Below are 23,083 nucleotides of genomic sequence, written 5' to 3'. Positions count from 1 at the left end.
TTTATTTTGAAAGATAAGGAAATGTAGATCGTCAAGCATGCTTGTTTCAGCTGCTCCTTGTGAAGAAATTGACCAATCAATTTCTTCATGTTACTGACCAAGCGCTTTTGTTTTCCTTATAATTGGAGGAAACGTTTTGAACGGAAAAATAGAACAATATCTTCATTCCTTAATTCCGGAGCGTACGGGTTTGCTTAAGGAGTTGGAAGATTTTGCGATGGAAAATAATGTGCCGATCATGGAGCCCGAAGGCATTGAGGTGCTGCTACAGATTTTAAGGCTTCATCAGCCTAAGGCGATATTGGAGGTAGGTTCGGCGATTGGCTATTCGGCCATAAGGATGGCCGAGACCCTTCCGGAAGCTCGAATCGTCACACTTGAACGGAATGAAGCCCGTATTGAGCAGGCAAGAGCTAACTTCAAGAAGGCGGGACTGTCGGAAAGGATCACCCTCATTGAAGGGGATGCCCTTGAAGCGGGACCGAAAGTCATGGAACATGGTCCGTTTGATATCATCTTCGTTGATGCAGCTAAAGGGCAGTACAAGCGATTCTTTGAACTGTTTGAACCATTCCTTGCTGATGCTGGGATCATCATTACTGATAATGTTTTATTCAAAGGCCTGGTTGCCGAAAACATTGAAGAAATGGAAATGACGAGAAGAAAGCGAGCTCTCATCAAAAAAATCAGAGACTTTAACATCTGGTTACATGACCATCCAAATTTCGATACCGTAATTTTACCAATTGGTGATGGTGTGGCCATAAGTAAACATAGAGGTGACAAAAATGAAAAAGCCTGAATTACTCGTGACTCCGACAAGTGTCGATCATATAACAGAACTCATCGATGCTGGTGCTGACGCCTTCGTCATTGGCGAACAGCGTTATGCGCTAAGGCTGGCAGGGGAGTTCAAACGTGAAGATGTCGAGAAGGCGATTGAGCTTGCACATGCCGCGGGCAAGAAAGTGTACGTATCCATGAACGCCATATTTCATAATGAAAAAGTGGACGAGCTTGAAGGGTATGTCACTTTCCTTAAAGAGGCTGGTGCCGACCGGATCATATTCGGTGATCCCGCAGTCTTAATGGCTGTCCGTGCCGTGGCACCTGATATGCCCCTGCACTGGAATACAGAGATGACGGTAACTAACTGGTACACATGTAATTATTGGGGGAAACGCGGTGCTGTCCGTGCCGTGGCTGCCCGTGAGATAAGTCTGGACGAGATAGTGGAAATGAAGGAAAATGCCGAAGTGGAGATTGAGGTGCAAGTGCACGGCATGACATGCATGTTCCAATCGAAGCGTACGCTTCTAGGTAATTACTTTGAATACCAAGGTAAGGCATTGGAAGTGGAAAATCGGAAGGAAAATAGAAATATGTTCTTGCATGATAAGGAACGTGAAAATAAATATCCGATTTATGAAGATGAAAATGGTACACATATCATGAGTCCGAATGATATGTGCATGATTGATGAACTTCAGGAATTGATTGAAGCGGAAATTGATTCATTGAAAATCGAAGGGTTATTACAAACACCGGAATATATCATTGAAATGACAAAGCTATATCGGGAAGCGATTGACGTATGTGCTGAAGACCCTGATCGCTATGATGATATGAAGTCGGGGCTCTTTGAAAAAGTCAAGGCGGTTCAGCCGGATAACCGTGAGTTGGATACCGGGTTCTTCTTTAAAGAATCGGTTTATTAAAGAAAAGGGTAAGAGAAAGAGGAGGAATAGCCTTGAATGCTATTGCTGATAAAATTTCCAAGATCGTTGATGGAAAGAGAGTCATTGTAAAAAAACCGGAATTGCTGGCTCCGGCCGGCAACCTGGAAAAATTAAAAATTGCCGTTCATTACGGCGCGGATGCCGTGTTCATTGGCGGTCAGGAATATGGTCTTCGTTCCAATGCCGGCAACTTCACGTTTGAGGAAATGAAGGAAGGCGTCGAATTCGCGAAAAATTATGGCGCTAAAGTCTATGTAACGACAAACATTTTCGCGCATAATGAAAATATCGATGGCCTGGATGAATACCTGGAAGGACTTCAGGAGGCTGGGGTTCATGGTATCATCGTCGCCGATCCATTAATCATCGAAACCTGTAAACGGGTCGCTCCGAACGTCGAGATCCATTTAAGCACACAGCAATCGCTATCGAACTGGAAGGCTGTTCAGTATTGGAAAGAGGAAGGATTGGAGCGGGTTGTTTTGGCACGAGAAACTAGTGCTGATGAAATCCGTGAAATGAAGGAGAAGGTCGATATCGAAATCGAGGCTTTCGTTCACGGGGCCATGTGCATTGCCTATTCTGGACGCTGCACCCTTTCGAACCATATGACTGCGCGTGATTCGAACCGCGGCGGCTGCTGTCAGTCTTGCCGATGGGATTATGATTTATATGAGTTGGATCAAGACGGGGAAAAGGCTTTATTCGATAAAGAAGATGCTCCATTCGCAATGAGTCCAAAAGACTTGAAGCTGATTGAATCACTGCCAGGCATGATTGAAATTGGCATAGACAGCTTAAAAGTCGAAGGAAGAATGAAGTCCATTCATTATATTGCTACAGTTGTCAGCGTCTATCGTAAAGTGATTGATGCGTATTGTGCCGATCCGGACAATTTCAAGATTAAACAAGAATGGCTGGAAGAGCTTGATAAGTGTGCGAACCGTGAGACGGCATCATCGTTCATGGAAGGGGAAATTCCTGGGTATAAACAGCAAATGTTCGGGAATCATACCGTAAAGACTCGCTTCGACTTCGCTGGGTTGGTGCTTGATTACGACGAGGAAACTAAAATCGCAACAATGCAGCAACGTAACTTCTTCAAGCCTGGAGATGAAGTGGAGTTTTTTGGACCGGAAATCGAAAACTTCACTCAAAAAATCGGTACGATCTGGGATGAGTCAGGTAAGGAGCTGGAGGCAGCCCGCCATCCGCTTCAAATTGTCCGCATTCAAGTAGATAATAGGGTTTATGTGAACAATATGATGCGGAAGGAGAATTGACATGACAAGAAAGAAACCAGTGGTCATCGGAGTTACCGGAGGGTCTGGATCAGGTAAAACAAGTGTTACCCGTTCCATTTTTGAATTCTTTCAAGGACATTCCATCTTGATGATCGAACAAGATTATTACTATAAAGATCAAAGTCATCTGCCTTTTGAAGAGCGCTTGAAAACGAACTATGATCATCCGCTTGCATTTGATAATGATTTGCTAATCGATCACATTAACGCATTGCTGCGCTATGAAACGATAGAAAAACCGGTTTATGATTATTCAATCCATACGCGTTCAGAAGAAGTCATCACAGTTGAGCCCCAGGATGTCATCATCCTTGAAGGGATTCTTGTGCTGGAGGATGAGCGCCTACGAGACCTGATGGATATGAAGCTATATGTTGATACGGACGCAGACTTGCGGATCCTTCGTCGGATGACCCGTGATATTAAAGAACGCGGCCGTTCCATAGATTCCGTCATCGAACAATACATCAGTGTCGTCCGTCCGATGCATAATCAGTTCATAGAACCGACGAAGCGGTATGCCGACATCATCATTCCAGAAGGCGGTCAGAACCATGTGGCGATTGACCTCATGGTGACAAAAATTCAAACAATCCTTGAACAAAAGTCTTTTTTGTAATAACATAGCATAAATAATGATAGGTGCCATTTTCCTCCGTTTATTTAAATAATCCCATTTATTTATTGGGAAAGACTGGACAAATGTTGGAAAACGCAATACTCTATTCTTGATACAGAACGAACCGGCTGCTCACAGCAGTCGGTTTATATACTAAGGAACGGATTGTTTCTTAGTATCGAAGCGCGTACTTTTTAAGGCGCGCAATTATATATTCTGACTCGATTTCAGGGTTAAGCACTATATAGTACATAAACTTGTCACAGCGAATGCTTGCTGTAAAGAATTTGAAGGAGTGAAGGGTTTTGGCAATTGAAAAAGAATATCCAATGACTATTGAAGGTAAGTTAAAGCTTGAACAGGAACTGGAACAGTTAAAAACGGTTAAACGTAAAGAAGTGGTGGAAAGAATCAAAATCGCCCGCAGTTTTGGGGACCTTTCCGAGAACTCAGAGTACGATTCCGCAAAAGAAGAGCAGGCTTTCGTTGAAGGACGTATTACAACAATCGAAAACATGATCCGTAATGCAAAAATCATTGAAGGCAATGATTCGAATACAGATACAGTTTCACTTGGAAAGTCGGTAACATTCGTCGAACTTCCAAATGGTGACGAAGAAACATATTCGATCGTAGGAAGCGTTGAAGCGGATCCATTCGAAGGGAAAATCTCCAATGACTCCCCGATCGCGAAAAGCCTGATAGGGAAAAGGGTCGGCGACAAGGTATCGATCATGACACCTGGCGGCGAAATGAGCGTCAAGATTGTATCCATCGACTAATTAAATGCCAAAGAGGATGTCCATGGGGGCATCCTCTTTTTAATCGGAAAAATGGCTCGTTAAATTTGTTCATAATTGTTTAAAAATTCGCACCTCGTCAACAATGGTTACGAGGTGTATTTTATGAAAAAGAAACGAATGAGGTTGCTGGCTCTTTTTTTGACCGCTTGTATGCTGATGCTGATAGGCAGGCTTGCCTACATCCAACTTGTATCGACAGAATCTTTTTCAAAGCATGATGTGAACCTGTTAGAAGCAAGCGTGAATCAGCGTTCACAGATATTAAAGATTGATGATGGACGCGGAAAGTTTTATGACAGAAATGGGGAACCGCTGGCACATGAAGAAATCCCGACGCTCGTCCTATTTCCTTTTTTGAAAAAAATGACATGGCCTATAGATGAAGTGGCCTCGATAATAGGCAAATCGGAAGCGGAGTTAAAACGGGCGATAGAACAAGCGGAGGAGCCATTCGTATTTGGCGGGGATGAACCGATAGAGTTGACGTCCAGCCAATCGAAGGCAATCAATGAATTGAAGATTCCCGGGGTCTTTGCCGTGAACGAGAAATTATATCATGATCAAACCCCTGCAGCGCAATTGATCGGCACGACGAATATATCGGATGCGGAAAAGAAAAAACGTTATCCGGACATGAATTTATCTCCTGAAACGAAAATAGGCAATACGGGATTGCAAAGGACCTTCGATGAGTTCTTGCTTTCCGCTGGGGAATCAAAGCTCGTTTTTCACGTGGACGCCAGTGGAGGACCAATGTTCGGTGTCGATGTTAAATATGTGGAACCTGCAAATCCGCTTTACCCGGTGAAGGTCGTGACGACGATCGATAAAGAAATTCAGGAAAAAGCGGAGAAGCTCGTCGATGAACGCGGGATAAAAAAAGGCGGTCTCGTACTGATCGATATCGAAAAAAGTGAAATCGTCGCAATGGTATCACGTCCGGCGCTTAATATAAAAGATCCGAATGGCGAAGGGGCCGTCAATATGATGCTTACTCAAAAAACGCCGGGTTCCGTCTTCAAAACGGTAACGGCAGCAGCTGCCATCGATTATGATGCCGCTAGCCCCACCCGGACATTTAATTGTAATTTGACGATAGACGGGAAAACGGATAAACAGAGGGAACTGGGCATTCTTAATTTTGAAAATAGCTTTGCCCAAAGCTGCAACAGGACGTTTGCCGAATTGTCACAGGAAATAGCTGAGAAGGATCCGGACTTTTTGGAGAAATATGCTAAAATGTTAGGGCTGGTTGGTGAAACGGGCTGGCAAGGGGACGTATATCACACTGAAGTCACTCAGTTGCATCATGAACAAACCGGTAAGGTCTGGCATGATGACGATTTAAAAAAAGATCCCAAAATGATTGCCAAAACAGCCATTGGCCAGCAGGATGTCCAAACGACACCGCTCGCGATAGCGAATATGATGGCTACGATTGCACGCGGCGGCAAGAAGGAACAGGTCAAAGCCGTTTCAAAGGTCGAATTTAACAACAGTACGACCGTAGTCGATTTTCCCAATCAAAGTATTGGCGGCGAGACACTGTCTCCATATACTGCGATGAAGATGCAGCATCTTCTTAGGAAGGTCGTGACGGAAGAGAAAGGGACGGGCGCTTACTTGAGAAATTTGCCTGTGGAGGTCGCCGGCAAGTCTGGAACAGCTCAGACCAATATCGAAAAAGGGGAGCTCAATAAATGGTTTGCAGGCTACTTTCCATATAAAGATCCCAAATATGCTCTTGTTACCGTAAGTTTTGAAACGAAGGAAAACAGTTCCAGCATGACGCCTCTTTTTTCAGATATTGTAAAAGTCCTGTACTCCAAGGACCAGGACAAAAGCGAGAATTGACGAAAAGTGTAGGAAACCCTTCCCTTCTATCTTAAGCTAAATCATGTTAAAATGAGGCAGTAAGAAAAGGTAAGGGAGGAATGGACCTTGGGCTCACGTTTTAATCAGAGAGATCAAAAAAGAAAAGTAAATAAAATATATAATATTGCAATCACCATCGTTTCCGTTTTAATCGTCATTGTCGCAGTCACGATTTTCTTAAGTGATGATGGCACCGAAACAAAAAAAGCCACGACTGAACCAAAGCAAATCGCCGATACAGATTCGGGGAAAGTAGCGGACAAGCCTGCTGGCAAAGAGGAAGAATTGGATTCTGAGAAGGAAGACGCAGTAGGAGATAGTGAAGAAACAGAAAAAGATGCAGTAGAAGAAGATAGTAAAGCAACAGAGGAAGATTCAGAAGAAAAGGCAGAAGATGGTACAGATCCAGAAAAAGCAGGGGATGCCGAACTTGTGGAAGTGGAAGGCAGCGGAGATGGCAATGTTGCGGCTACATATACAAGTGAGGGCTGGGAACCAGTAGGAACTGAGCAATCCGGGGAGCACACTACAAGCTTCGAAAAGGGCTCGGTCGATTGGAATGAAATGAGTAAAGCCATTGCAAGTGGAGCCGGAATCGAAGAAGGCAGCATGAGACTATGGTGGCTGCAAAACGGCGGTTCGCCCAACACGGCAATCGGAACCGTTTCCGAAGGAGATAATCCTAAAACCTTCCGTGTTTATATTGAATGGGTGGACGGATCAGGTTGGAAACCTGTAAAAGTCGAAGAGCTGAAGACAAACGATAAAAGGTAATGTTCAAATTATAAACGAAAAACCCCCGAAAGGTATTCCGCTTTTCGGGGGTTTTTCATCGTGATCACTTTTTTGCTTTAAAGTGGACGACTGCACTATAAAAACGTCTGCCTTCCTCACTAACATACATTTGGTGTGACACGGATTCTACCTGAAGCATGATCGCTTTATTGATTTCAATTTGTGATTGGATTCTTTCTTCAAGATTCTTGATACTTTCTGCCTCGAAAAATTCTATTTTATCTTCGAATAAGTTTAAGTCAAGTTGAAAACTCATGACTGTTCCCCTCCAACATTTAGATACTGTTAGTTTAACACCATTTTCTCCGAATCTGAACCGAATGATGGATTTGCCTAAAAAACAAGAACTGTTTCTGTGTTTATTTCATATTATGCTTATAGGTTTTATTATCTTATCATAAAAAGGTGATTAAAAATGGGCAGAGAATTTATCGATTTATTTGAAGAATGGTCGAAATCGTATGATGATACGGTTAGTGGACACGATATTGAGTATCAAGAGGTTTTTAAACATTATGATAGGATATTGGATAGCGTCACGGATCGGGCTCATGGTCATGTGCTGGAGTTCGGTGTAGGTACCGGGAACTTGACGGAAAGGCTTCTAAGGAAAGGCCTAAAGGTATCGGGAATAGAACCTTCACCTGCGATGAGGGAAATAGCGGTAAGCAAGCTGTATGGAAAAACAGAAATTACAGATGGGGATTTTATCGATTTTCCGAAGCCGGAACAGGTTGATTCGATCGTGAGCACGTATGCGTTTCATCATTTAACCGATGAAGAAAAAGAAAAAGCGATAGCCAACTATGGAAAGTTACTGAATACTGGTGGTAAAATAGTGTTTGCGGATACGATGTATCAATCAAGGGAAGCGCATGAACGAGCGATTCAAGATGCAAGGCAGGCAGGCTTTCATAATTTGGCGAACGATTTGCAAACGGAATATTATACTACGATTCCTTTTTTGGAAAAAGCACTTGAAGCAAATGGATACAAAGTGAACTTCGAGCGCTGCAATCAATTTGTCTGGATTATGGAGGCGGAAAAATTATAGGAAGAGGTTTTTACTAATGAAGGTAGCCATAATCGGAGCAATGGAAGAAGAAGTTACGATTTTACGTGATAAATTGGAAGGTTTGGAGCGGGTGACCATTGCCGGTTCCGAGTTCAATACAGGAACACTGAATGGTGTCGAGGTCATTTTGCTTAAATCGGGAATCGGTAAAGTGAATGCGGCAATGTCCACAACGATCCTGTTAGAAAAATTCAAACCGGATGCAGTCATCAATACTGGCTCTGCCGGCGGTTACCATCCAGCACTTAATGTAGGGGATGTGGTCATATCCACGGAAGTTCGCCACCATGATGTCGATGTGACGATTTTCGGATATGAGTACGGTCAAGTCCCTCAGCTTCCGGCAGCTTTCATCCCGGATGAAAAGCTTCTTGCAATTGCAGAAGAAGCAGCAAAAGAAATCGAGGATATTCAAGTGGCGAAAGGGTTGATCGTTACGGGGGATTCTTTCATGAATGATCCTGTCAGGGTTGAATTCGTCAGAGGGAAATTCTCAGATTTATACGCGGTGGAAATGGAAGCGGCAGCCATTGCACAGGTAGCCTTCCAATTCAAAACACCGTTTGTCATCATTCGTTCCCTTTCGGATATCGCAGGTAAGGAGTCCAATATTTCCTTTGATAAATTCCTGGAAACTGCGGCTCTACATTCAGCGGCACTGATTTTGAAAATGGTCGAAAAAATGAAATGAATGGTAAGTGATCAGCGGATGCCTTTTTCCGCTGATCAATCTTTATTGCATAATTCCTATTAAATTGGTAGGATAACTATGAAAGGATGTCCGAATATGAAAGTCTTTCAAAGCATTCATGAGTTGATAGGGGAAACACCGATGCTGGAAATCACCCATTTCCGGCTTCCGGATGAAGTCCGTATCTTTGCCAAACTGGAATACTTTAATCCGGGAGGCAGTGTGAAGGATCGGCTTGGTCAAGAACTGTTAGCCCAAGCGCTACAGACAGGGAAGGTGAAAAAGGGCGGGACGATCATCGAACCGACTGCCGGAAATACTGGAATTGGCTTGGCGTTGGCTGCGATAAACAGTGGAGTGGACGTGATTTTTTGCGTTCCGGAGAAATTCAGTGCCGAGAAGCAGGAATTGATGCGTGCCCTTGGAGCGAATGTGATCCAGACCCCGACAGAGGAAGGAATGACAGGAGCAATCGCCAAGGCTAAGGCGCTGCTGGCTGAAATTCCGGGGTCTTATTGTCCTCAGCAGTTCGCCAACCCATCCAATCCTGATGCATATTATAAAACGCTGGGACCTGAAATATGGGAACAGATGGAAGGCGATGTGGATGTGTTTGTTGCCGGTGCCGGGACGGGCGGGACATTCATGGGAACATCGCGATATATAAAAGAAAAGAACGCTGCTGTCAAAACGGTCATTGTCGAACCAGAAGGATCGATTTTAAACGGTGGCAAAGCAGGACCCCATAAAACAGAGGGCATCGGGATGGAATTTTTGCCTGCCTATATGGATGAAACGTATTTTGATCAAATCCATACGATAAGCGATCGTGACGCTTTCCATATGGTAAGGGAATTGGCGGTTAAAGAAGGCCTCCTTGTCGGCAGTTCTTCGGGCGCGGCATTTGCAGCGGCCATGAAAGAAGCAGCCAAGGCTTCCCGTGGGGCGAATATCGTCGTCATATTTCCGGATTCCAGTGAACGATACTTAAGCAAAAACATTTATCAGGGAGGTATATAAAAATGAGAAAAAAAACACAATTGATCCATGGCGGCATTTTTGGTGATGAAAAAACAGGAGCGGTTTCGGTGCCGATTTATCAAGTGAGCACCTATAAACAGGATGGACCGGGGAATCACCGGGGATATGAATATTCCCGTACAGGCAACCCAACCCGCCATGCCCTTGAAGAGCTGATCAAGGATCTCGAAGAAGGGAAAAGAGGTTTCGCCTTCGGATCGGGAATGGCGGCGATGACCGCGGTTATGATGCTATTCAATCAAGGTGATCATGTACTGATGACCGATGACGTTTATGGAGGGTCTTTCCGGGTCATCACTAAAGTGCTTAATCGCTTCGGGGTGGAAGCTACGTTCATCAATACGAGTGACATACACTCGATCGAAAAAGAGATAAAGGACAATACGAAGGCACTGTTCATCGAAACCCCGACGAATCCATTATTGAAAATCACCGATCTGGAAGAAGTATCAAAAATAGCTAAAGAAAACGGCATCCTGACCATTGTGGATAATACCTTCAGTACGCCGTACTGGCAAAATCCACTTACACTTGGAGCCGATGTCGTGCTTCATAGCGCTACGAAGTACCTGGGGGGACACAGCGATGTTGTAGCGGGTCTTGTCGTCGTGAATGATGAAAAACTCGGCAATGACCTTCATTTCATCCAAAACTCTACAGGAGGCGTGCTAGGGCCCCAGGATTCATGGCTGCTGATGCGAGGCATTAAAACGCTGGGTATCCGGATGGAAGAACATGAAAAAAATACATCCGAAATCGTCCGCTTCCTATCCGGGCATAAAGACGTTTCGAAAATCTATTACCCAGGTCTGGAAAACCACCCAAATCATGATATTGCCAAAAAACAATCGCGTGGATTCGGTGGTATGGTTTCATTTGATGTCGGCAGTGCCGAAAAAGCCGCATCCGTTTTGAATAAAGTGAGATTCTTTACACTTGCGGAAAGTCTGGGAGCAGTGGAGAGCTTAATTTCGGTTCCAGCCTTGATGACACATGCCTCCATTCCGGCTGAGCGCCGTGCAGAGCTTGGAATAACCGATGGGTTGATTCGCATTTCAGTTGGCCTGGAAGATGTTGAAGACTTGTTGGAAGACCTGGAACAAGCGCTGCAAGGATAATTGGAGAGGTGCCGCTTCCAAGCTGGCTGCCATTATTTACACCCTGTCATTTGGAATAAATATGGTAGAATGAGATATCGATATCTTATTAGCTTGAAAGAAGGTGGAATGGCATGAAAAACCGCAAAAAACAAACGGCGGCAATGCTTCGTTCGAAAATGGTCGATTTTAAACAATTTGCGATCACTTTGTTATGTGTGGGTTCGTTCTTCTATATAGGAACCATCCTTCCCTCTGGCGACAAAGCGATGATTGACACATATGTCTATATGGGAGCGACAATAATGTTCCTGGGCATATCCATAGTATTTTTCTCATTATCCAAAAAATATAAAAAGATCTTGGCCGATATGGATGACCAGGACTCTTTAAAACAATAGAAGCAAACCTGATTCTTTAAAGGAATCAGGTTTTTTTGTTTTTCTATCGTTATATCCCGGATAGGGCAGCTTTATCATGCTACATGCCTACTTTGGGTGAGAATTGATCTTGAAAGTGGGAGAAAAGATGGAAATTTCAAAAAAATAGGCAAAAACCGTTTACAAAAATCGAATTTATGGATATACTTACCAAGTAATAAAAAATATTCCAAAGGAGGTCGAAGAAAATGACATTGTATCTGTCTGGAGTCGTCACTATTAGCCGGTACGTTTCAAATGACAATCACATACCATTCGACCTGTGCCAAGCGGAATATTTCTAAAGCAATTTGGCTTTATTAATCATTCAGACATAGCGGCCGCAGGGAGAAGTGTTTTATCCTGCGGCCTTTTTATATTTTCTAAAAGAACCCGCAGGAGGACGTAACTTTCTGCGGCCTTTTTATGCCTTTTTGTTGGGCCGCTCCCTTAAAGGAGGTGATATTATGACACTGAATATGCTTTTTTTCACAATCACGATTAAAATGAAAAAAATGACTGCCGAGGAATGTTTGCAACAGGAGAGAATCCACAAGATTCGAGAAGAACATCTAGATAAAGCGATGAAGCATCGTCCTTTTATCTAAAAACATACGAGGTCGGTATCCCGTTCATTAAAATAAATTTTAAGAAAGGTGGAGGTTAACATGTTGAACTTGTTATACGTAAAAGGGGAGAAGCGTTGCTATTGGCAGGAGAAGGATACCGGCTAACGGATTTGCCGGTGCAGAACCAATGGTAGAAATGAATATGTAAAAGGGGAAACTCGGCACTCGGGCCGAGTTTTTTCTTTGCCTGAATCAGCAGCACGGACCTGATCCTCCATAACCAAATCCACATCCCGGCAACCACCAAAACCCGAAAATGAGCAATAAAATCAAGAGGATGATAAACAGGCCATAACCAAAGCCGTAACCGGATCCTGCATAGCAAGGCGCAGGATCCGGATAACCATAGCTGCATCCGTATGGTCCATAGTTATATCCCATCGTAAAAACCCCCTTTCCCTAAAAAATTCCCTATCATTATATGAACATTTGCCTTCGTTCGTTTGGGAATTCATCCAGGCTGGTTTGAAACAATTAATGCTTTCATGATTTCTTTTAGTGGGACAGACACGAACAAGCCCACTGCTGCATAGGTATGAATAGGGAAACCAAAGAAACGGGGGATGAAACCAATGCCCGGAATACTTACAGTTGTCGGTTATATTATCAAAGAATTTTACTTATTCGTTTCCTATGTGAAAAACAACGCTTTTCCCCAGCCTCTGTCATCTCAGGATGAAAAGAAATATTTGAAGCTTATGAGTGAGGGTGATGGTGATGCCCGTAACATCCTGATCGAGCATAATCTCAGGCTTGTTGCCCATATCGTCAAGAAATTTGAGAATACGGGCGAAGATACAGAGGATTTGATTTCGATTGGGACAATTGGTTTGATAAAGGCCATTGAGAGTTATTCGGATGGGAAGGGTACGAAGCTGGCCACATATGCTGCGCGATGCATTGAGAATGAGATCTTGATGCATTTACGAGCGACAAAGAAAACGAAGAAAGATATTTCCCTGCATGATCCGATCGGTCAGGATAAAGAAGGAAATGAAATCAGTTTAATCGATGTACTGAAATCGGAATCGGAAGATGTCATCGATACGATTCAGCTCAATATGGAAATTGAAAAAGTGAAAAAGTATATTGATATTTTGGATGAACGCGAAAAGGAAGTCATTGTAGGCAGGTTCGGATTGGATTTGAAAAAGGAAAAAACCCAGAGGGAAATCGCTAAGGAGCTTGGCATTTCCCGCAGTTATGTATCAAGGATCGAAAAACGTGCCTTGATGAAGATGTTCCACGAATTTTACAGGGCAGAAAAAGAGAAGGAAAAGAAAGCTAAAGGATAGGAATGATAAAGTCAAAGAGAGTGCGGGGAAATTTCCCCGCACTCTTTTTTTAATATTTATTTCGGATCAAATCTGTAAATGCATGATAAATCTCGATTCCCTGAAAAAGGAACAGTCGTGAAGCGGTTAAAGAAAAGACCCCTATCATAATTAGTCGGAACCACATATGAATCACTCCTCCATTTTATTTTTTTATAAAATGTCAGAGCGTAAGGCTACGTAATTCGCCTGGAAAAAAACCGGACTGAGATATCGTCGGCGAAGATTTGAGTGAAAATAAAGAAAACTCAAAATGGAAAATTCGAAAATGAGAATAATGATAAGTGACTGCCAGGAATTGAAGGAAGGCACGAAAGGCTGTTTCTTGTCGGCCTTATCCCAATGGTGAACATCGGTATGTTCTTCAATGGTTAGCTGCTGTGCATGATGATGGAACTGTATGGGCAGCGTCCAAAGGAGCAGGATGATGGCAGACATGTGAATAAAGAATTTCATATGAATCAACCACCCCTTTCCCAAGAATATATTCATCATAACATGCTTTTAATCTGGGATATAGAAAAATGTTCTGAAAAAATACTGAAAATTCCTTTTAATTAGAAAAATATTGAATTTACCTCTATAATGGGATTAGTGATAAAAAGGGGGCAATGCAGGATGGGATATTCTTTGACGTGGGATTTGGATATTTTTTTTAAAGGAGGAAGCTCTTCTAACGAGTTCCTGACTTTTTTAGAAGAAATTAACGAAGAGGTAAAAGAATTAGACCGGCTTGTAAGCAATATCAATCCAGAAGGAAATGATGAAAGAAGTTTAATCCAGGCATTTGATCTTTATAAAAATACAAATATGAAATCGTCACAGGCCAGTGCGTACATTGGATGCCTGGAAGCTCAAAATGCGCAGGATAAAAAGGCTGGTCAGCTGCGGATCAAACAAATGAAGATAGTCGCTTCACTAAAAATGGTGTTAAGCAAGCTGGATGAAAAGTTGATACAGCTAGATGATGCGTTTTTTAAAAAAATCCTCGAAAAAGAACCATTGAATGAATTGAAATTCGTATTGAATGAACGTCGGGAAAAGGCAAAGGAAAAGCTTTCCGTGAAGGAAGAATCATTGATCACCCAATTGGCCATGGACGGTTTCGAAGGTTGGAGCCAAATGTATGATACGATCGTCGGTTCAATGACCATCCCTTATAAGGGTGAAAGGCTTTCTGTAGGCCAAGCGGCGAATAAATTTTCTGATCCTGATGAAAGGTCCCGGAAAGAATTATTTACTGCGTGGGAACAGGCTTGGGAGGAAAAAAGTGACCTTTTTGCCAGGACTTTGAACCACTTGGCTGGATTCCGTCTCAGTGTAAATGAAAAAAGGGGCTGGGATGATATTTTGAAAGAGCCTCTTGAAATAGGGAGGATGAAAAAAGAAACCCTCGAAAGCATGTGGAATGTAATTGCCGATCATAAGGAGCCGCTTGTGAGGTTTTTACAAAGGAAAGCGGAGTTATTGGATTTGGATAAATTAAGTTGGGCGGATTTGGATGCACCGCTTGCTGTTACAGCACAGTCCAAAGTAATGGATTATCAAGAAGGTGCTGACTTCATCATACAGCAATTCTCTAAGTTCGGTTCTCAATTAGCAAGCTTCACCCAAAAAGCTTTTGAAGACAGCTGGATTGAAGCTGAGGACAGACCAGGTAAGAGACCAGGCGGTTTTTGCACCGGCTTTCCATTAAATAAGCAGTCAAGGATTTTCATGACGTATTCCGGCACCCCATCCAATGTATCGACATTGGCTCATGAATTGGGACATGCATTCCATTCTTATGCAATGAGGGATATCCATCCATTGAATCGGTCATATGCCATGAATGTGGCAGAAACCGCCTCTACCTTTGCTGAAATGGTCGTAGCGGATGCCGCTGTGAAGGAAGCGGCCAGTGAGGAAGAAAAGCTTGCGCTTTTAGAAGACAAAATTCAGCGTTCCGTGGCATTATTGATGAATATCCATGCCCGCTACTTATTCGAGACAAGGTTTTATGATGAGAGGAAACAAGGGTATGTCAGTGCCGAACGGTTGAATGAACTGATGGTCGATGCACAAAAAGAAGCTTATGGCGATGCTTTAAGTGATTATAATCCAACGTTCTGGGCTTCAAAGCTCCATTTTTATATTACAGGTGTACCATTTTATAATTTTCCGTACACATTCGGTTACTTATTCTCATTAGGCATATATGCGAATGCCCTGAAAGAACCTGCAGGATTCGAAGAAAAATATATCGCCCTATTAAAGGATACCGGCTCCATGAAGGTCGAGGACCTGGCGGAGAAACATTTAGGCGTCGATTTGAAAACCCGGGATTTTTGGGAAGAAGCGGTCAATGCCTGTATGGAGGATGTTGAAGAATTCATGCGTCTGACCGACCCCTTAGTCCGAAAAGCATAAGATGGGTTTTAGGCTGAATATGAACGAAAAAAAGCGGATGTCCGGTTTAGGACATCCGCTTTCTTATTTAAACTTTCTTCAGTTTAAATGGACTGACCATAAGTAATGATAATATAATCATGAGGGATAAGAAAAAGACCGGATGGAAATACGGAATGGCGAGATAACTTAAAGTAGCGATGCAGCCCGCAACCGTAATTGGCACTCCTGTAAAATATCCATTGCTTTCACTTATATTGAAGCGGGCGAGACGAAATGCGCCACAGCCAATGTAGAAAACCGTGAAGAGTGTGCCAGGTGCTCCGAATTCTATCAATATTCCTTGGTATAATAATAGAGCTGGTGCGACGCCAAAGGATATGATGTCACACATGGAATCAAGTTGCTTACCCAATTCCGATTCAATGTTGAACTTCCGTGCAACCATACCATCAAAGCGATCTGCAAGGGCAGCCAGGAAGATTAAAAGCAGGCTTAAATTCAATTGGCCGTGCATCACGGCAATTATCGCAAATCCACCAAGGGATAAGTTCATTAGTGTAAGTATATTTGCTGTTTGTGCTTTCAATTTTTTAATGGTTTGATCGAGGGCGTGTAATAAAAACATCTTTTCACTCCTTTCAAATGAAACAAATTAAAACATAATATAGTAAACATAAGTATTTATTATATAATAATATTTTACTTAACACAATTTATGCAAGGGAATTTTAGAATAATTTTACAATTTGGAGTGGTTTTATTTGTTTCAGTCTTTGTATCGCATTCTTATTGAACTGACGAATGGTCAGTATTCATCAGGATTATTAAAGCATTTTAGCCAATCTCGTTGGAGCAGGCCCTTAATTTTATTTTATGTAAAAACATTCAACCTTAATCAACAAGAATTTGGTAAGGAGTTAAAAGCTTATACCAATCTGCACGAGCTATTTACAAGGCAATTAAAGGAGGACGCCAGGCCAATTACGGCAGTTCCTTCTGCGGTAGCTTGTCCTGTGGACGGTGTTCTCGAGGATTCAGGGGAGATACGCGCTGATAAAAAGATCGTCGTTAAGGGAAAGGTATATTCAATGGAGGAAATGCTCGGGGATGAGCTTTTTTTGGAAAAGTACTTAGGCGGCAAATATCTCGTGCTATACTTAAGCCCGAGTCATTACCATAGGATCCATTCACCAATCAAGGGTTCTGTAGTCAAACGCTGGACCCTTGGAAGGAAATCGTACCCAGTCAATAAATGGGGGATGAAATATGGAAAAGAGCCTTTATCAAAAAACTATCGGACAATAACTGAACTGCAAAATGAAGCGGGAAGTCTGGCGATGGTGAAAGTCGGGGCCATGTTCATAAATTCGATCGTCATTACTGATGAATCTGATGAATTGGAAAAAGGGCAGGAATTTTCTTATTTCAGCTTCGGATCGACAGTGGTGCTTCTTTTTGAAAAAGGCAGTTTTGAACCTGCAGGAAACATATCCATTCCCGCAGATGTCCGTGTAGGTGAAACGATCGGATTCATGAGAGCCGTCTAACTTCAAATGAAAATAAGAGGCTGACATTTGATGTCAGCCTATGTATTTCATATTAAAATATGGATCGGATTTTATGTGTTAGGGATCTTCGATGAATTTCCGTTTCTATGAGGCGGATGAAATCGGTACTCAACTTTAAATTCTGTGCTTTAAAATAGGATTCAAGCAACAGGTCATCAGATAGTTTTTGCATCAGAACGCCACTTACGGCTGCTCACCTCCAGTAGGGATTGCGAGGAATAATTTGGTATTTACTTACATATATTGATAAGTCATCCTTGATGTACCCCTACTGTATCAGAAATAAACGTGGAGAACAATCGTTCTGTTATCCACAGTTGAAAGTGGATAACCTGTGGTTAAGTTGTTTACAAGGTAGACGAAATGGTGCACATCAGTATGGAAAATGTTAGTAAAGTTATCCACAGGTTGAATAAATGAAATTTTTGTCGAAATCTTTTATGAATAATTAGTTCTTTGGTTCTGGTCTGCCTGCAAATTTCCCATTATTTAATAAAAAATGCCTTTCCATATCAGAAAACATACATTATGATATTTCTTTACCGTCAGCCCTTCTTTCCTAATTTTTTTGAAAGTGAGCTGAAAATTCGATATGATGGAGACGGTAAATTTTAATGAAAATATAGAGGTGTCAATATGCTTAAATTATTTTTGCCGAGTGAACATGTTAAAAGCATTTTTAATATAGATCCTCAAGAATTGAAAAAAAGAGGGATCAAGGGAGTCATTACCGATTTGGATAATACTCTCGTTGAATGGGACAGGCCAACTGCCACCCCCGATTTAATCAAATGGTTCGACAATATGCGGGATCATGGGATTTTAGTGACGATTGTGTCCAATAATAATGAAAATCGGGTTCGGGCTTTTTCCGATCCGCTTCACATTCCGTTTATCTTCCAGGCCAGAAAACCGATGGCAAGAGCTTTCCATAAAGCCCGTAAGTCAATGGGATTGAAATTGGAAGAAACGGTGGTAATCGGCGATCAGTTATTGACGGATGTATTGGGAGGGAACAGAGGCGGGTTTCATACGATCTTAGTGCTCCCTGTCGCACAAACCGACGAATTCAGAACAAGGATCAATCGTTATTTCGAAAGAAAGATCATGGCGTTTTTTAAACGAAAAGGAATGATAGAATGGGAGGATCACAATTGAACAATCATCAAGAATTAGTGTGCATCGGCTGCGGTGTGAAGGTCCAGACTGAAGATCCGAAGGAGTTGGGCTTTGCCCCTAAATCAGCTCTGGAAAAAGAGACAATCGTTTGTCAGCGCTGCTTTAAATTGAAACATTATAACGAAGTTCAGGATGTATCCTTAACAGACGATGACTTCTTGAAAATCTTGAATAAAGTAGGCGAAACCGACTCTTTGATCGTCAAAATCGTCGATATTTTTGATTTCAATGGAAGCTGGCTGCCTGGCCTTCATCGATTTGTAGGAAGAAATGATGTTCTTCTGATCGGCAATAAGGTCGATTTATTGCCTAAATCCGTAAAACCGAACAAGTTGATCAATTGGATGAAGCAATCGTCCAAGGAATTGGGTCTTAACCCGGTTGATGTCCTTCTTGTCAGTGCGGAAAAAGGAAAGCACATACTGGAAGCGGCTGATGCGATTGAGCGGTATCGCAAAGGTAAAGATGTCTATGTGGTGGGCTGTACGAATGTAGGTAAATCTACTTTCATCAACCGTCTTATAAAAGAAGTGAGCGGTGAAAGTGATATCATCACCACTTCCCACTTCCCTGGAACAACCTTGGATATGATTGAAATTCCTTTGGATGATGATCAGGCATTGATCGATACACCAGGAATCATTAATCATCATCAAATGGCTCATTATGTGGACAAACGGGACTTCAAGGTGATTATGCCGAAAAAGGAAATCAAGCCGAGGGTTTACCAGCTGAATGAAGGACAGACGCTATTTTTCGGAGGGCTGGCCCGGCTGGACTATGTCTCAGGCGGTAGGCGTTCATTGACTTGCTACCTTTCGAATGAATTGAATATTCACCGTACGAAACTGGAAAATGCCGATGAATTGTATAAAAACCATGCCGGGGAATTATTGACGCCCCCACGGCCTGAACAAATCGAGGAGTTTCCGAAGCTGATTCCACATGAATTCTCCTTGAAAGATGGTAAAATGGATATTGTGTTTTCCGGTCTTGGCTGGGTGACGGTCAATGAGCCAGGAGCGAAAATCGTTGCACATGTTCCAAAGGGCGTCAATGTGATCGTTCGCAAATCATTAATCTAAATATAGGGGTCGTCTAGTCTATGAAAAAGATATATGGGGTAATGGGAGATCCAATTGCACATTCGATGTCACCTGACATTCATAATGATGCATTTGAAAAAGAAAATATAGAAGCGGTTTATCATCATTTCCATGTGACGAAAGAAGGTTTGAACGATGCCGTAAAAGGCATGAAAGCCCTTGGTGTAGAAGGGTTTAACATCACGATTCCTCATAAGACTTCAATCATCCCTTTCCTTGATGAAGTGGATGAACTGGCCCTTGCAATCGGGGCTGTAAATACGGTTGTTAACAAAAATGGTCGGTTTATAGGGTATAATACAGACGGAAAAGGATTTTTCAAATCTTTATGCGATGAAATATCAGGTGACATCAAGGCTAAAAAAACGTTAGTGATCGGAGCGGGCGGTGCTGCGCGTGCGATTTATTTTACCCTCGTAAAAGAAGGGGTAAAGCAAATTGATATTGCAAACCGGACAAAGGAAAGGGCGGCCCAGCTTGTTTCTGATTGCCCATATGATAAAGTATCGAAGGCACTCTCGATTATCGAAGCGGAAGAAAGCTTATCACAATATGATTTAATCATCCAAACGACTTCTTCTGGAATGAGTCCGGAATTGGATCATTCACCGTTGAAGGTCGACCAGCTTAAAACCGGTGCCATTATCAGTGATATCATCTATAACCCTCTGCAAACCAAGCTGCTGCGTGAAGCGGGGGAAAAAGGGGCGGAAACGCAAAATGGGCTGGGGATGTTCATCAACCAGGCCGCGCTCGCATTTGAGATATGGACAGGCATTATGCCGGATACAGCAAGAATGACAGATATTGTCTTGAACAAACTAGGAGGTAACACATGTTAACAGGTAAACAGAAAAGATTTTTACGATCAAAGGCCCATCACCTCAATCCAATTTTTCAAGTTGGTAAAGGCGGCGTCAATGATAATCTCATCAAGCAAATTGGTGAGGCGCTTGAAGTACGTGAATTAATCAAGGTCAGCATCCTGCAAAACTGTGAAGAGGACCGCGAAGATGTGGGACTTTCTTTATCAAAAGGTGCACGGGCGGAATTGGTTCAGATTATCGGCAACATAATTGTGCTGTATAAAGAATCAAAAGAAAACAAACAACTTAAATTACCTTAAGGAACCTATCTATGAAAAAAATTGGAATTCTTGGCGGTACATTCAATCCTCCGCATATCGGGCATTTGATTATAGCGAATGAAGTGCTGGATGCCCTTGAGCTAGATGAAATCAGATTCATGCCAAATCACGTTCCTCCACATAAGGAAAAATCGGAGGAAGTAACAGATATGGACAGGCTGGCTATGTTGGAAAACGCGATAGCCGGAAACCCATCTTTTTATATTGAGGGTATTGAAATAGAAAGAAAAGGCACATCTTATACGTATGACACGATAAAATTGCTGAAAGAGCTTGAGCCAACCAATGAGTTCTATTTCATCATTGGCGCAGATATGATTGAGTACTTACCGAATTGGCACCGTATCGACGAGCTGGTGCATATGGTTAATTTCGTCGGGGTGAAGCGCCCTGGCTATAATGAAAAAACCGTATACCCAATCACGATGGTGAAAGTCCCCCAGATGTTCATTTCGTCTTCCATGATACGAAGGAAGTTAAGAACGGGGAAAACCGTTAAATATTTAATAGCAGATCCAGTGGTGAAGTATATTAAAGGGAATGGTTTATATGAATCGTGAGGAAGCATTGGCGCTTGTCAAAGAACAAATCACCGAGCGCAGGTACATTCATACCTTGGGTGTGGTCGAGTCAGCGATTGAACTTGCTGAACGGTATGGTGCCGACGTCAAAAAAGCTGAACTGGCAGCCATTTTCCATGATTATGCAAAATTCCGTCCAAAAGAGGAAATGGAGCAAATTATAATCGCTGAAAAAATGGACCCGGCGTTACTTGAATACAATATGGAGCTGTGGCACGCTCCTGTCGGGGCTTACCTGGTGAAAAAGGAAGCTGGCATTCAGGACGCTGAAATCTTGGATGCGATTGCCTATCACACGTCTGGCAGGGTAGGCATGAGCCTTTTGGATAAAGTTGTATACCTTGCCGACTATATTGAGCCGGGACGTTCTTTTCCCGGTGTCGACGAAGTCAGGCAGACAGCAAAGCAAAATTTGGATCATGCTGTGATCCAGGCTTTAAGGAATACAGTTGTTTTTTTAATGAAAAGAAATCAGGCAATTTACCCTGACACATTTAAGACATATAATGATTTGATCATGAATTTGAAGGAGAAGATGTAATGACTGAACGTGAACTTCTTGTAATTGCAGCAAAAGCGGCGGATGATAAAAGAGCGGAGGATATCGTGGCTCTTAACATGCAGGGGATTTCCCTTGTAGCGGATTACTTTTTGATCTGTCACGGTAATTCTGAAAAACAAGTACAAGCAATAGCTCGTGAAATGAAGAGCAAAGCTGATGAATCAGGAATCAATGTAAAACGTCTTGAAGGTTTTGACGAGGCGAAATGGGTGCTTGTGGATCTTGGCGATGTAGTGGCCCACATTTTCCATAAAGATGAAAGAAACTACTATAACCTCGAACGTTTATGGGGAGATGCACCTTTTGAAGATCTAGAGAGTGAACTGACTTCATGACTTACGAACGCTTTGCCTATGTATACGATGAATTGATGAAGGACGCACCTTATGAAAAATGGCTGATGATCCTTACGGCGAAGCTGGAACAGTATGGAATTGATGGAAGGAAAGTCCTGGATTTAGCGTGTGGAACCGGGGAAATGACCGTTGAATTGGCGCAACACGGATTCGAAGTCACCGGCGTGGATTTATCTGATGAAATGCTTCTTGTTGCCAATGAAAAAGCGGTTAAGCTTGGATTATCAATTCCGCTTTTCCAACAGAATATGGCAGAACTCGAGGGACTTGGCCAATTTGATTGTGTCACGATTTTTTGTGATTCGCTGAACTACCTTCGCGATGAGGAGGATATAGTCAAGACGTTCAGCCGGGTTCATGAGCATTTGAAGGATGGCGGATTATTCTTGTTTGATATCCATTCCATTTATAAAATGGAAGAAATCTTTCGGGATAATACGTTTGCTGTCAATGGTGAAGAAGTATCCTATATATGGGACTGCTTCCCGGGTGCAGAACCTTACAGTGTTGAGCATGATTTAAGTTTTTTCGTAAGGGACGATGAAAGCGGTCTGTATGACCGTTTTGATGAGTTGCATTATCAACGGACCTATCCGGTTGAACAATATAAAAGGTGGTTGGAGCAAGCAGGCTTTACGGTTTCTGAAATTCTGGCGGATCTTGAAGAAGCACCGCTCGTAACGGAAACCGAAAGAATCTTGTTTGTAGCCAGTAAATGATAAAGAGGTCAGAATCCCCGTTCGTACATCCTACTGTACGAGTGGAGGTCTGA

General features: G+C 42.5%; 28 protein-coding genes. 24 read left to right on the top strand and 4 right to left on the bottom strand.

Going from position 1 to position 23,083, the window contains the following annotated elements; translation table 11 throughout:
- The first annotated feature begins 136 nt into the window (after positions 1–136).
- The 7 genes from J7E52_RS04760 (at position 137) to J7E52_RS04730 (ending at position 7,114) form a co-directional block, all read left to right on the top strand.
- Positions 137–802, top strand: coding sequence for an O-methyltransferase (locus J7E52_RS04760; protein ID WP_133352886.1), 666 nt, complete (start codon positions 137–139; stop codon positions 800–802).
- Entirely contained in the window at positions 789–1,718 is a 930-nt protein-coding gene (locus J7E52_RS04755) for a peptidase U32 family protein (RefSeq protein ID WP_214743913.1), read from the top strand. Before J7E52_RS04760 ends, J7E52_RS04755 begins: the two co-directional genes overlap by 14 nt.
- Positions 1,719–1,750: 32 nt before the next feature.
- Complete coding sequence (locus J7E52_RS04750) at positions 1,751–3,022, top strand: peptidase U32 family protein (protein ID WP_214743912.1); 1,272 nt, start codon at positions 1,751–1,753, stop codon at positions 3,020–3,022.
- 1 nt (position 3,023) lies between these two features.
- Positions 3,024–3,662: a uridine kinase gene (gene udk / locus J7E52_RS04745; RefSeq protein ID WP_034308619.1), complete on the top strand. Its 639-nt coding sequence runs from the start codon at positions 3,024–3,026 to the stop codon at positions 3,660–3,662.
- A gap of 305 nt (positions 3,663–3,967) precedes the next feature.
- Positions 3,968–4,444, top strand: coding sequence for a transcription elongation factor GreA (gene greA / locus J7E52_RS04740; RefSeq protein WP_101222638.1), 477 nt, complete (start codon positions 3,968–3,970; stop codon positions 4,442–4,444).
- A gap of 123 nt (positions 4,445–4,567) precedes the next feature.
- Positions 4,568–6,319, top strand: coding sequence for a peptidoglycan D,D-transpeptidase FtsI family protein (locus tag J7E52_RS04735; protein WP_214743911.1), 1,752 nt, complete (start codon positions 4,568–4,570; stop codon positions 6,317–6,319).
- An 87-nt stretch (positions 6,320–6,406) separates the two neighbouring features.
- Positions 6,407–7,114 (top strand): YrrS family protein, encoded by a 708-nt coding sequence (locus J7E52_RS04730; RefSeq protein ID WP_214743910.1) that lies wholly within the window; start codon positions 6,407–6,409, stop codon positions 7,112–7,114.
- A gap of 64 nt (positions 7,115–7,178) precedes the next feature.
- On the opposite strand, the gene J7E52_RS04725 is transcribed toward J7E52_RS04730, so the two are convergent.
- On the bottom strand, positions 7,179–7,391 hold the full coding sequence (locus tag J7E52_RS04725; protein WP_214743909.1) for a DUF2536 family protein: 213 nt from the start codon (positions 7,389–7,391) through the stop codon (positions 7,179–7,181).
- A gap of 159 nt (positions 7,392–7,550) precedes the next feature.
- Between J7E52_RS04725 and J7E52_RS04720 the strand changes: the two genes are divergently transcribed.
- From J7E52_RS04720 to J7E52_RS04695, 6 genes are all read left to right on the top strand, one after another.
- A complete protein-coding gene (locus J7E52_RS04720) occupies positions 7,551–8,189 on the top strand; it encodes a class I SAM-dependent DNA methyltransferase (RefSeq protein WP_214743908.1) in 639 nt (212 codons plus the stop codon).
- A 16-nt stretch (positions 8,190–8,205) separates the two neighbouring features.
- A complete protein-coding gene (mtnN, locus tag J7E52_RS04715; protein WP_101222634.1) occupies positions 8,206–8,901 on the top strand; it encodes a 5'-methylthioadenosine/S-adenosylhomocysteine nucleosidase in 696 nt (231 codons plus the stop codon).
- 96 nt (positions 8,902–8,997) lie between these two features.
- Positions 8,998–9,921, top strand: a complete 924-nt coding sequence (locus tag J7E52_RS04710; RefSeq protein WP_214743907.1) for a PLP-dependent cysteine synthase family protein — start codon at positions 8,998–9,000, stop codon at positions 9,919–9,921.
- A 2-nt stretch (positions 9,922–9,923) separates the two neighbouring features.
- Positions 9,924–11,060, top strand: coding sequence for a bifunctional cystathionine gamma-lyase/homocysteine desulfhydrase (locus tag J7E52_RS04705; protein ID WP_214743906.1), 1,137 nt, complete (start codon positions 9,924–9,926; stop codon positions 11,058–11,060).
- A 113-nt stretch (positions 11,061–11,173) separates the two neighbouring features.
- Entirely contained in the window at positions 11,174–11,440 is a 267-nt protein-coding gene (locus J7E52_RS04700) for a YrhC family protein (protein WP_286197445.1), read from the top strand.
- Positions 11,441–11,925: 485 nt separating this feature from the next.
- Positions 11,926–12,066: a YrzI family small protein gene (locus tag J7E52_RS04695; RefSeq protein WP_214743905.1), complete on the top strand. Its 141-nt coding sequence runs from the start codon at positions 11,926–11,928 to the stop codon at positions 12,064–12,066.
- A 213-nt stretch (positions 12,067–12,279) separates the two neighbouring features.
- Here the strand turns inward: J7E52_RS04695 and J7E52_RS04690 are convergent, their stop codons facing one another.
- Positions 12,280–12,468 (bottom strand): hypothetical protein, encoded by a 189-nt coding sequence (locus J7E52_RS04690; protein WP_214743904.1) that lies wholly within the window; start codon positions 12,466–12,468, stop codon positions 12,280–12,282.
- Positions 12,469–12,659: 191 nt separating this feature from the next.
- Here J7E52_RS04690 and sigK point away from each other — a divergent pair, with 191 nt between their 5' ends.
- Together sigK and J7E52_RS04680 are read left to right on the top strand one after the other, a co-directional pair.
- On the top strand, positions 12,660–13,382 hold the full coding sequence (gene sigK, locus J7E52_RS04685) for an RNA polymerase sporulation sigma factor SigK (protein WP_034308596.1): 723 nt from the start codon (positions 12,660–12,662) through the stop codon (positions 13,380–13,382).
- Between the two features lie 657 nt (positions 13,383–14,039).
- Positions 14,040–15,830 carry a M3 family oligoendopeptidase gene (locus tag J7E52_RS04680; RefSeq protein WP_214743903.1) on the top strand — a complete coding sequence of 597 codons (1,791 nt, stop codon included), beginning with the start codon at positions 14,040–14,042 and terminating at the stop codon, positions 15,828–15,830.
- A gap of 67 nt (positions 15,831–15,897) precedes the next feature.
- Here the strand turns inward: J7E52_RS04680 and pssA are convergent, their stop codons facing one another.
- On the bottom strand, positions 15,898–16,437 hold the full coding sequence (pssA, locus tag J7E52_RS04675) for a CDP-diacylglycerol--serine O-phosphatidyltransferase (protein ID WP_214743902.1): 540 nt from the start codon (positions 16,435–16,437) through the stop codon (positions 15,898–15,900).
- Between the two features lie 136 nt (positions 16,438–16,573).
- Here pssA and J7E52_RS04670 point away from each other — a divergent pair, with 136 nt between their 5' ends.
- Positions 16,574–17,359: a phosphatidylserine decarboxylase gene (locus tag J7E52_RS04670; protein ID WP_214743901.1), complete on the top strand. Its 786-nt coding sequence runs from the start codon at positions 16,574–16,576 to the stop codon at positions 17,357–17,359.
- A 52-nt stretch (positions 17,360–17,411) separates the two neighbouring features.
- Here J7E52_RS04670 and J7E52_RS04665 read toward each other — a convergent pair whose 3' ends face one another.
- The gene (locus J7E52_RS04665; protein WP_034311351.1) at positions 17,412–17,552 is read right to left on the bottom strand and encodes a sporulation histidine kinase inhibitor Sda; all 141 of its coding nucleotides are present in this window, start codon (positions 17,550–17,552) and stop codon (positions 17,412–17,414) included.
- 464 nt (positions 17,553–18,016) lie between these two features.
- On the opposite strand from J7E52_RS04665, the gene J7E52_RS04660 reads away from it, so the two are divergent.
- Genes J7E52_RS04660 through J7E52_RS04625 form a run of 8 tightly spaced genes read left to right on the top strand, consistent with a single transcriptional unit; the run spans position 18,017 to position 23,030 of the window.
- Positions 18,017–18,538 (top strand): YqeG family HAD IIIA-type phosphatase, encoded by a 522-nt coding sequence (locus J7E52_RS04660; RefSeq protein ID WP_214743900.1) that lies wholly within the window; start codon positions 18,017–18,019, stop codon positions 18,536–18,538.
- A complete protein-coding gene (yqeH, locus tag J7E52_RS04655; RefSeq protein ID WP_396020242.1) occupies positions 18,535–19,644 on the top strand; it encodes a ribosome biogenesis GTPase YqeH in 1,110 nt (369 codons plus the stop codon). The genes J7E52_RS04660 and yqeH overlap by 4 nt, the downstream gene beginning before the upstream one ends.
- A gap of 20 nt (positions 19,645–19,664) precedes the next feature.
- On the top strand, positions 19,665–20,507 hold the full coding sequence (aroE, locus tag J7E52_RS04650; RefSeq protein WP_214743898.1) for a shikimate dehydrogenase: 843 nt from the start codon (positions 19,665–19,667) through the stop codon (positions 20,505–20,507).
- On the top strand, positions 20,501–20,791 hold the full coding sequence (gene yhbY, locus J7E52_RS04645; RefSeq protein ID WP_214743897.1) for a ribosome assembly RNA-binding protein YhbY: 291 nt from the start codon (positions 20,501–20,503) through the stop codon (positions 20,789–20,791). The genes aroE and yhbY overlap by 7 nt, the downstream gene beginning before the upstream one ends.
- An 11-nt stretch (positions 20,792–20,802) precedes the next feature.
- The gene (locus J7E52_RS04640; protein WP_098369749.1) at positions 20,803–21,372 is read left to right on the top strand and encodes a nicotinate-nucleotide adenylyltransferase; all 570 of its coding nucleotides are present in this window, start codon (positions 20,803–20,805) and stop codon (positions 21,370–21,372) included.
- Complete coding sequence (gene yqeK / locus J7E52_RS04635; RefSeq protein WP_214743896.1) at positions 21,362–21,934, top strand: bis(5'-nucleosyl)-tetraphosphatase (symmetrical) YqeK; 573 nt, start codon at positions 21,362–21,364, stop codon at positions 21,932–21,934. Before J7E52_RS04640 ends, yqeK begins: the two co-directional genes overlap by 11 nt.
- Positions 21,934–22,290 (top strand): ribosome silencing factor, encoded by a 357-nt coding sequence (gene rsfS / locus J7E52_RS04630; protein ID WP_034308569.1) that lies wholly within the window; start codon positions 21,934–21,936, stop codon positions 22,288–22,290. The genes yqeK and rsfS overlap by 1 nt, the downstream gene beginning before the upstream one ends.
- The gene (locus J7E52_RS04625) at positions 22,287–23,030 is read left to right on the top strand and encodes a class I SAM-dependent DNA methyltransferase (RefSeq protein ID WP_214743895.1); all 744 of its coding nucleotides are present in this window, start codon (positions 22,287–22,289) and stop codon (positions 23,028–23,030) included. The genes rsfS and J7E52_RS04625 overlap by 4 nt, the downstream gene beginning before the upstream one ends.
- Positions 23,031–23,083 lie beyond the last annotated feature (53 nt).

The organism is Bacillus sp. ISL-34 (assembly GCF_018613325.1).
Lineage (GTDB): Bacteria > Bacillota > Bacilli > Bacillales > DSM-1321 > Peribacillus.
Note: the sequence above shows the minus strand (reverse complement) of the source record. Positions and strands in the feature narration are given on the sequence as shown.

What these genes read in the sequence shown, in the direction of transcription:
- J7E52_RS04735 (WP_214743911.1), top strand. Translation starts at nt 4,568, where the DNA reads ATGAAAAAGAAACGAATGAGGTTGCTGGCTCTTTTTTTGACCGCTTGT.
- J7E52_RS04680 (WP_214743903.1), top strand. Translation starts at nt 14,040, where the DNA reads ATGGGATATTCTTTGACGTGGGATTTGGATATTTTTTTTAAAGGAGGA.
- J7E52_RS04755 (WP_214743913.1), top strand. Translation starts at nt 789, where the DNA reads ATGAAAAAGCCTGAATTACTCGTGACTCCGACAAGTGTCGATCATATA.
- J7E52_RS04695 (WP_214743905.1), top strand. Translation starts at nt 11,926, where the DNA reads ATGACACTGAATATGCTTTTTTTCACAATCACGATTAAAATGAAAAAA.
- J7E52_RS04665 (WP_034311351.1), bottom strand. Translation starts at nt 17,552, where the DNA reads ATGCAAAAACTATCTGATGACCTGTTGCTTGAATCCTATTTTAAAGCA.
- yhbY (WP_214743897.1), top strand. Translation starts at nt 20,501, where the DNA reads ATGTTAACAGGTAAACAGAAAAGATTTTTACGATCAAAGGCCCATCAC.
- J7E52_RS04690 (WP_214743904.1), bottom strand. Translation starts at nt 12,468, where the DNA reads ATGGGATATAACTATGGACCATACGGATGCAGCTATGGTTATCCGGAT.
- J7E52_RS04720 (WP_214743908.1), top strand. Translation starts at nt 7,551, where the DNA reads ATGGGCAGAGAATTTATCGATTTATTTGAAGAATGGTCGAAATCGTAT.
- J7E52_RS04725 (WP_214743909.1), bottom strand. Translation starts at nt 7,391, where the DNA reads ATGAGTTTTCAACTTGACTTAAACTTATTCGAAGATAAAATAGAATTT.
- sigK (WP_034308596.1), top strand. Translation starts at nt 12,660, where the DNA reads ATGCCCGGAATACTTACAGTTGTCGGTTATATTATCAAAGAATTTTAC.
- J7E52_RS04625 (WP_214743895.1), top strand. Translation starts at nt 22,287, where the DNA reads ATGACTTACGAACGCTTTGCCTATGTATACGATGAATTGATGAAGGAC.
- rsfS (WP_034308569.1), top strand. Translation starts at nt 21,934, where the DNA reads ATGACTGAACGTGAACTTCTTGTAATTGCAGCAAAAGCGGCGGATGAT.
- mtnN (WP_101222634.1), top strand. Translation starts at nt 8,206, where the DNA reads ATGAAGGTAGCCATAATCGGAGCAATGGAAGAAGAAGTTACGATTTTA.
- J7E52_RS04660 (WP_214743900.1), top strand. Translation starts at nt 18,017, where the DNA reads ATGCTTAAATTATTTTTGCCGAGTGAACATGTTAAAAGCATTTTTAAT.
- udk (WP_034308619.1), top strand. Translation starts at nt 3,024, where the DNA reads ATGACAAGAAAGAAACCAGTGGTCATCGGAGTTACCGGAGGGTCTGGA.
- pssA (WP_214743902.1), bottom strand. Translation starts at nt 16,437, where the DNA reads ATGTTTTTATTACACGCCCTCGATCAAACCATTAAAAAATTGAAAGCA.
- J7E52_RS04640 (WP_098369749.1), top strand. Translation starts at nt 20,803, where the DNA reads ATGAAAAAAATTGGAATTCTTGGCGGTACATTCAATCCTCCGCATATC.
- J7E52_RS04705 (WP_214743906.1), top strand. Translation starts at nt 9,924, where the DNA reads ATGAGAAAAAAAACACAATTGATCCATGGCGGCATTTTTGGTGATGAA.
- J7E52_RS04700 (WP_286197445.1), top strand. Translation starts at nt 11,174, where the DNA reads ATGAAAAACCGCAAAAAACAAACGGCGGCAATGCTTCGTTCGAAAATG.
- yqeK (WP_214743896.1), top strand. Translation starts at nt 21,362, where the DNA reads ATGAATCGTGAGGAAGCATTGGCGCTTGTCAAAGAACAAATCACCGAG.
- aroE (WP_214743898.1), top strand. Translation starts at nt 19,665, where the DNA reads ATGAAAAAGATATATGGGGTAATGGGAGATCCAATTGCACATTCGATG.
- J7E52_RS04710 (WP_214743907.1), top strand. Translation starts at nt 8,998, where the DNA reads ATGAAAGTCTTTCAAAGCATTCATGAGTTGATAGGGGAAACACCGATG.